Annotated in this window: 4 protein-coding genes and 1 pseudogene; 4 read left to right on the top strand and 1 reads right to left on the bottom strand. The window is 44.2% G+C overall.

The genetic code is table 11. The features are described from left to right. Both OQ5_RS23870 and OQ5_RS0111715 read left to right on the top strand, forming a co-directional pair. A pseudogene (locus OQ5_RS23870) lies at nucleotides 1–286 on the top strand (hypothetical protein); the annotation flags it as partial. 263 nt (nucleotides 287–549) lie between these two features. After that, a complete protein-coding gene (locus OQ5_RS0111715; RefSeq protein ID WP_016777674.1) occupies nucleotides 550–1,926 on the top strand; it encodes an ATP-binding protein in 1,377 nt (458 codons plus the stop codon). Nucleotides 1,927–2,098: 172 nt separating this feature from the next. Here the strand turns inward: OQ5_RS0111715 and OQ5_RS24665 are convergent, their stop codons facing one another. Further along, nucleotides 2,099–2,389: a hypothetical protein gene (locus tag OQ5_RS24665; protein WP_052308306.1), complete on the bottom strand. Its 291-nt coding sequence runs from the start codon at nucleotides 2,387–2,389 to the stop codon at nucleotides 2,099–2,101. A gap of 17 nt (nucleotides 2,390–2,406) precedes the next feature. On the opposite strand from OQ5_RS24665, the gene OQ5_RS0111705 reads away from it, so the two are divergent. Together OQ5_RS0111705 and OQ5_RS0111700 are read left to right on the top strand one after the other, a co-directional pair. Further along, nucleotides 2,407–6,225, top strand: a complete 3,819-nt coding sequence (locus OQ5_RS0111705) for an Ig-like domain-containing protein (RefSeq protein ID WP_082179580.1) — start codon at nucleotides 2,407–2,409, stop codon at nucleotides 6,223–6,225. Between the two features lie 131 nt (nucleotides 6,226–6,356). Then, on the top strand, nucleotides 6,357–7,505 hold the full coding sequence (locus OQ5_RS0111700) for a hypothetical protein (protein ID WP_016777671.1): 1,149 nt from the start codon (nucleotides 6,357–6,359) through the stop codon (nucleotides 7,503–7,505). Nucleotides 7,506–7,634 lie beyond the last annotated feature (129 nt).

The raw sequence follows: 7,634 nt of genomic DNA, 5'->3' as shown, positions 1-7,634 counted from the left end.
AGATAGGTTTAAGCGGACTAGACCTTTTTGGTTCTTTTTGGGGCAATGCCAAAAAGAACAATGGAAAATAAATTTGAAACAGAGGTTGCTGACTTTTTCAGCAACCTCCAATGAACCAATTGACCAATTAACCAATTTACCAATTCTTACAAGGCAAGCAGCAGAGCCGAGCGAACCGGAAACCTGGAACAAGAAACTTTTTGGGAGGCAAGTAAAGGCGCACGGCCGTACGTCTCAACAAGCCCGCTATAACAAGCAACCAGCAACCAGCAACAAAACAAGTTGAGGTTGAGGTTAAGGTTGAGGATAAGAAAAAAAAGCACAGAATACCAATAATTATGCTTCAGAAACATTATTTTTGTGAAGCATAATGATTAAGTGCGTGTCTATAAACTCGCAAAAATTTTTACAATATGTGTGTCTGTTCAGAAAGTGCCAGTTGCAAGGCTTGCGAAGCCGCCAAAACCGGAGTTTACTCATCATAAATGAGGATTTTGGCGGCAAGTGTAACGAAGCAAATGGTACTTTATGGACAGACACTAATTAAGTATGGAATTTCTTAACAAACATAAAGAACAAAACAGACTTCAAAAGTCACTTACCAAAAAAGAAGGGCAACTGCTTGTCATCTACGGTCGGCGAAGATGTGGTAAATCCACCCTGATAAAAAATACAATAGGGCCTGAAGACATTTATTTCATGGCACAGCAAACCGATGAAACCATTCAACGACAACAGCTGGCGTCGGTTATTGCAGAAAAAATACCGGGGTTTGATACTGTGGTTTATCCTACATGGGAATCCATCTTTCAAAGCCTGAATAACCAGGCAAAAAGCCCCATAACATTATGCCTGGATGAATTTCCATATTTAACCAGGAGTAGCCCTGAGCTCCCAAGCGTTCTTCAGAAAGTCATCGACCAGCAGCAAAATAAAAACTATCACATTCTCATCTGCGGCTCTTCCCAGCAAATGATGAACAGTCTGGCACTCGACAGTTCCTCACCCCTTTACGGACGGGCAACGGAAATAATAAAAATAAGGCCAATTGAAGCAGGATGGATAAAAGAAGCTTTGGAAACCGATGCCATCAATGCCGTCAGAGAATATGCAATATGGGGTGGAGTGCCACGGTATTGGGAACTCAGAAAGAACGGGGAAAGTTATGAGGAAAGCATTAAAAGTCTAATCCTTGATAATCAGGGCGTTTTACACGAAGAACCTTCCCGGTTGTTCCTGGATGACATGCGCGAATCGGTTCAGGCCTATTCCATTCTGTCAATCGTAGGCAATGGAGCCAACAGGGTTTCTGAAATTGCTTCAAGACTCAACAAACCTGCAAATCAATTGTCACGCCCCATTGAGAAACTGATCAGTCTGGGCTATTTAAAACGTGAACTGCCTTTCGGAGAGAATTCAAAAAACAGCAAAAAGGGCATTTACCGTATCGCTGAGCCTTTTTTCAATTTTTACTTCACTTTTGTTGTTCCCCACCTTTCCAGGTTAGAATTAAATCTTACCCAACAAGTTTACGATATCTTCAAATCAAGGGAAACACAATTTGTATCCTCCGAATGGGAAAACTTATGCAGACGAAGCGTCCCTTATGCACCAATAGAAGGCATACAATTTGGACCTGCCCAAAGATGGTGGGGTATCAACAGCAAAAAAGAGCCCGTTGAAATAGATGTAGTTGCTGAATCCATTGATGGCAATTACTTGTTGGTAGGAGAATGCAAATGGTCGGAAATAGAAAAGCCTTATGCCCTGATCAATCAAACCAGGCAAAAAGGAGAAATGCTGCCTTTTGCAAAAAATAAAACAATCATTCCTGCAATATTTGTCAGAAATACATCAGAAAATGAACCAGCCTCAAATATATTTTTGGCGGATGACATTCTTAACAGATTGAGAGTAGGCGAATAAACCAACAGGTTAGGTGATTGAGGTTGAGGCTGAGGTTGAGAGTGCACCACAGATATCACAGATTTACGCAGATTTATCAATTATCAATTACCAATTTCTATCTGTAAAGAATTAACCAATTTGACCAAAACCCGAAACTCACAACTCGAAAAAACAAGAAACTCGAAACTAATCAACCAATTCTTGCAAGACAAGCAGCGGAGCCAAGCGAACCAACCAACCAGCATCCAGCAACCAGCAACCAGCAACCGGCAACAAGCAACAAGCAACCAGCGACCGGCAACCAGCAACAAGCAACCAGCAACCGGCAACAAGCAACAAGCAACCAGCATCCAGTAACCAGCATCCAGACAAAAATGCCATGTAACCATTCATCAATTTTTTTCGTATATTCGTCATAAATTAAACTCCATTCGTCACTACTAAAGTAACCCGCGATGCAGGGAGCCCCATCCCCCGGCATTCATAAATGTATGAAGTATGAAGAAGTTTTTACCCTTTCTCACCGCTCTTTGTTTACTGTTTGGTTCTGTATGGACAATGCAGGGACAGGCGCCTCAAATTGTTTCGCTTAACCCGGATTCTAATGCAACTGAAGTGCCGCTGGATGTGGAGTTACAGTTGGAATTTGATGTAGATATTATTTTCAATTCATCAGATATTCCAAAGTCTATCCAGGTAATTGAAACCGGAACTTCAACTACTGTTGTGGATGGATTCACATACAAAGGCAATGCTTACGATGGACCTATAGATAAAAATGCAGACACGCTTTTTATTGATTTAAGTGCTTTAAGTTCTCCTCTTTCTCCCGAAACACAATACTCCGTTATCATTGAAGAAGGTGCCGTTGAAAGCGCTGCCGACAGCACCGATTTCGCCGGCATCGACGACATCAACACCCGATGGCGTTTCACCACGGTGTCGCGGCCGGGGTTGTCTTCCAAATGGCCTTTAAACAATGCCACCGGGGTAACCGGGTTGGAAACACTTACACTTACCTTTGATGAAACAATAAACTTAGGCACTAATAAAAACCTCTATATCTATAAAGATGGCGGCACCCTCTTTCAAACCATTAATACTACGGACGATGCCGGATTGATCACCATTTCCGGGTCAGGTTATGACGTCAACATCAGTCACAATGCCTTCAATGGCGGCCAGATATTTTACGTGTATGTTGAAGAGGGTTTTGTTACCTCCCGGAGTACAGGAGTAGGTTCGGCTGCTATTGACGGCTCTACCGAATGGTCGTTTACCTCGGCAGAAGGACCCGGAATTGCTGCTTTTTCTCCTGCGAATACTCCCGAACCTAATGTTCATGCCAATACTCCCCTTACCATCAAATACAACGAGCCTGTTTCCCTTGCCAGTGATAAAAATGTAATTATTTACTACGATAGTGGCAGCATATTTCAAACTATTAACACCACCACCGATGCAGCTCTTTTTTCCTACAACAGTACTGACAATAAACTCACTATAAGTCACGATAATTTTCCCGGCAGTACCACTTTCAACATAGTTGTTGAAGAAGGCCTGGTTACGGCCGATGACAATAACATTGCGTCGGAAGTTATTGATGAAACCAATCTGGGTTGGACTTTCACCACTGCTTCTGCCCCTTATATCAGCAGTTTTGCTCCCGGTGGCGAAACCAACGTCGAAGGGAATCGTGTGCTGGAGCTCAACTTTAGTGAAAACATTGCACCTGGCGACAATAAGAACCTTTACATTTACAGGGCAAGCGACAATCAGCTGTTTCAGACCATCAATACCAGCACCGATGCGGGTTTGTTTGCCATAACGGATAACTCTTTACAAATATCCCATGATCCACTTTGGGGAAACACTTCTTTTTATGTTCTGGCCGACGAAGGCCTGGCTGTTTCTGCCTCCACGGCCATTGCTGCTGAGGGCATCTCATCCACAACACGATGGACTTTCACCACAACCGGCGGTCCTGTAGTGGAAACATACACACCCGGAGCTGCATCAACCGGGGTATCCATATCAGCACCCCTGGAAATCGACTTCAACGAAAACATAGCCATCGGTACCTCGGGTAGTATTACCATCTGCCTGGCGGCCGACAGTTCTGTTGTTGAGTCCATCAACTACGGCAGCGGGCAACTATCAGCAAGTAACGATACACTGATCATCAATCATCTGGAATGGAAGCCTGAAACAGAATATTTCATCAATGTTGATACGGGGCTGGTACTCTCTTCCTCTACCGGCACGCCATGGGAAGGTATCAGCGATGCCAGCTGGAGTTTTACAACAGCAGGTGCTCCCCAGGTAAGCGGATACTACCCCTTACAGGGCGAAGCGAAAGCTCCTGTCGATCAGTCCCTGATACTTACTTTTACAGAAAACATAAAAACGGGCTCTTCCGGTTATATAAAAATCAGGAAAGAAGGTAACACCTATTTTCAGGACATTCCTTTCGATGCCGGATTGTTGAGCATCAACAACAACGAATTGCACGTTTCACACGATGATTTCAATCCGGCCACTACCTATTTTGTCAGGATAGACAGCAATGTGGTTCGCTCGCTTGCTACAGATGTGCCGTTCCCCGGAATCAGCGACACCACACAATGGCGATTTACCACTGCCTTCCCCCCAACGGTAAGTTCTTTGTCACCTGCCAACGGCAGTGAAGTCTCCTCTGCCGCCGAGAACCTGATTATTACATTCAGCGAAATCATAGAAGCCGGAACATCAGGGCTATTCCGTATCCACTATGCTAATTCCGGGGGCGTCCGATTTCAATCCGTTTCAATAGACGAAACCGAATATATAGATATAACAGACAGTATTTTAACCATATCTCATCTTGATTTCACCCCCGATACCGCATACTACATTACCATCGATCCGGGTTTTGTTAAATCGGCTGTCAGTGGTGTAGACTTTGGTGGCATACAGGATACAACCACATGGACTTTCACTGCCCCTTCAGGGCCGCAAATCATAACCTGCGAACCCGGAAACAACAGTATCGATATCCCAGTAGATTCTGTTCTGACCCTCACTTTTGATGAAAATATTGTCAGAGGCACTGGCAACATGATCATACATCATGCCGGCGGAACCGACGCGGTCACTATTTCCGCATCGTCCTCTTCAAACCTGACCATCGACCGAAACCGGCTTTCGTTTCCCAACATTACCATGCCTTATGATGAAACATTATATGTAACTATTGATGAAGGCTTCGTGAAATCAGAGTCATCAGGATTTAATTTTTCGGGCATTACCAGCACCACCGAATGGGTGTTTACCACATTACCTTCTCCGCCGGAATTCAGCAGCGGCTATCCCTACTTTTATTCCATAACACCCGGCAATATTGATCTGGCGCTGATGACAAACAAAGATGCCGATTATTACTTTGTGGTCACTTCAAGTTCCACACCTCCATCTGACACGCAGATCATGAACGGTCAAAAATCCAATGGCAGTCCGGCTGCGGCATCCGGAAGTGGCTCACTTCAAGCCAATAACGACACCATACATCCGAATATTGATATCTCCGCTCTTTCCGAAGGCTATCATTGGTTGCACGCCATCGCAAAACATCCCGATAAAGATATTTTTTCCGAAACAGCATCTATAGAAATTGATAAATTACCTCCCATCACTACCATCAAACCTACTGACGGAACCACCAATTTCCCGGAGAACGGCAATATGACCATTTCTTTCAACGAGCCCGTCTATAGCGCAGGCACAGCTATTGACAACACAAATGTATCGGATTTTGTATTACTGATGCAGGGTCAGGATACCATAGCCTGCTCGGTTTCCATCAATACATCAACCAACGTTATAACAATAAATCCCGATGCCAACCTGTCGCCTCTTACAGAATATACAGTAACGATGGAGGCCGTTGAAGATCAGATTGGTAACGTCCAATCTGGAAGTACAACAAGTACTTTTACAACCGACAAAATAAACATTTGGAGCGGTGGAGGTGCTGACCCTGGCGACTGGACCGACCCTGACAACTGGAGCTCCGGAAGTTTTACCGAAAACACCAGTATTTTCGTTCCTTCTTCCGCCACTCCTCTTATAGCCGACAGCTCTGTTACCGTTTACAACATCGACCTCGAGGCCGGGGCGGTTATGCAGCACTCTGCCGATACAATTACGGTCAACGGCGAATTCAGATTGCGTTCATCGGCCGACAAAAATGCTTCTTACCTGAACACCGGTGGTATTCTGATTGTAAATGCCGACAGTGTCAAAATAGAACAAGTCATCACCGCCGACACCATCAATTAAATGCTTCTTACCTGAACACCGGTGGTATTCTGATTGTAAATGCCGACAGTGTCAAAATAGAACAAGTCATCACCGCCGACACCATCAATTATAATATCTCCCCGCCAACCTCGGGCGCAACCAAGGCTACAATGGGCGTAACCAACAAATTGTTTGTCTATAACAACAGCACGGGCTTCTATGAAGAAGTTGGAGAAAATACCATACTAAAGCCGGGAATTGGTTACATCTTCCGTACCAATGCAGAAAAGGTCATCTTTTCGGGAGACATCAACCTTTCTGAAATAGTTGTCGACCTGGGGTGGTCTTCCACAGCCCTCGGATGGAACCTCGTGGGAAATCCCTTTACAGGCTCACTCGACTGGTCTACAATTTCAAAAACCAATGTAGCGAATGCTTTCTGGATATGGCAAAATCGAGACGAAGTTTATGGTGTTTACAATTATGATTTAGGTACCGGTGTTAATATAGCTTCACCAATCATCCCGTCATATCAGGCCTTTTGGGTAAAAGTACCTACCGAAACAAAAAACGATTCGGCCTCTATTACGTTCTCTACATCAAACCTTCAGGCTAACACGACTTCGTATCTGAAATCAACTTCTATGCCTGAACTGCTAAAAATAGCCGGAAGCAACGGTATGGTGAAAGACGAAACGGCCGTCGTTATCAACCAAGATGCTTCTGATAACCGTGACCGGCTCGATTCCGACAAGATGCTCTCGAAAACATCGGATGCTCTCGAGTTATTCTCATCTTTGGAAGACAAACCGATAGCCATTAATGCCATTCCTGCTTTTACCGAAACCAAAGAAATTCCAATTGGTTATTATGCCAGCAAAGCTGGTGATTACCAAATTGAACTGGTGAATCAGACAATGACAAACCTGGAGAGCGTCATTCTGATCGATCACGATCGACATACCGAATGGACATTATCCCCTGAAAATCCATATCATTTTACTGTCGACAACCTTGGAAGCAACAATACCCGGTTTACGCTGAAAATGGTGACCCAAACCGTGCCTACAAATATTAACAATCCAGACGAAAAGAAAGACCAATGTACAGTGTACGCTCAAAATAAGCATATAATGATAAAAACACCTGACAATAACAATCTGCGATATCATTTAACCGATATGAGCGGAAGAACACTCGATAACGGAAACCTGGAGCCGCAGTCGCTCAACCGCATTCCTGCCCCCGGCACAGAAATATACATAGTCACGATAGCCTCGGACAAAGGAAAGGAAGAACACAAAGTTGCTATAGAGTGAAACAAAAATCCCGGGCATTTATTCACCCGGGATTTTTTTAGTTGAGACTGAGACTGAGATTGAGACTGAGATTGAGGTTGAGGTTGAGAATGCACCACATAAGGCACAGAAGAACACAGAGATAGAAGA

Origin of the sequence: Anaerophaga thermohalophila str. Valhall, from assembly GCF_000250735.1 — a bacterium.
GTDB classification, from domain to species: domain Bacteria; phylum Bacteroidota; class Bacteroidia; order Bacteroidales; family Marinilabiliaceae; genus Anaerophaga; species Anaerophaga thermohalophila_A.
This window is presented reverse-complemented; position numbering and strand designations above follow the sequence as displayed.

Excerpts from the sequence above, each read along its gene's own strand:
- OQ5_RS0111715 (WP_016777674.1), top strand. The coding sequence starts at position 550 with ATGGAATTTCTTAACAAACATAAAGAACAAAACAGACTTCAAAAGTCA.
- OQ5_RS24665 (WP_052308306.1), bottom strand. The coding sequence starts at position 2,389 with ATGCCGGGGGATGGGGCTCCCTGCATCGCGGGTTACTTTAGTAGTGAC.
- OQ5_RS0111705 (WP_082179580.1), top strand. The coding sequence starts at position 2,407 with ATGAAGAAGTTTTTACCCTTTCTCACCGCTCTTTGTTTACTGTTTGGT.
- OQ5_RS0111700 (WP_016777671.1), top strand. The coding sequence starts at position 6,357 with ATGGGCGTAACCAACAAATTGTTTGTCTATAACAACAGCACGGGCTTC.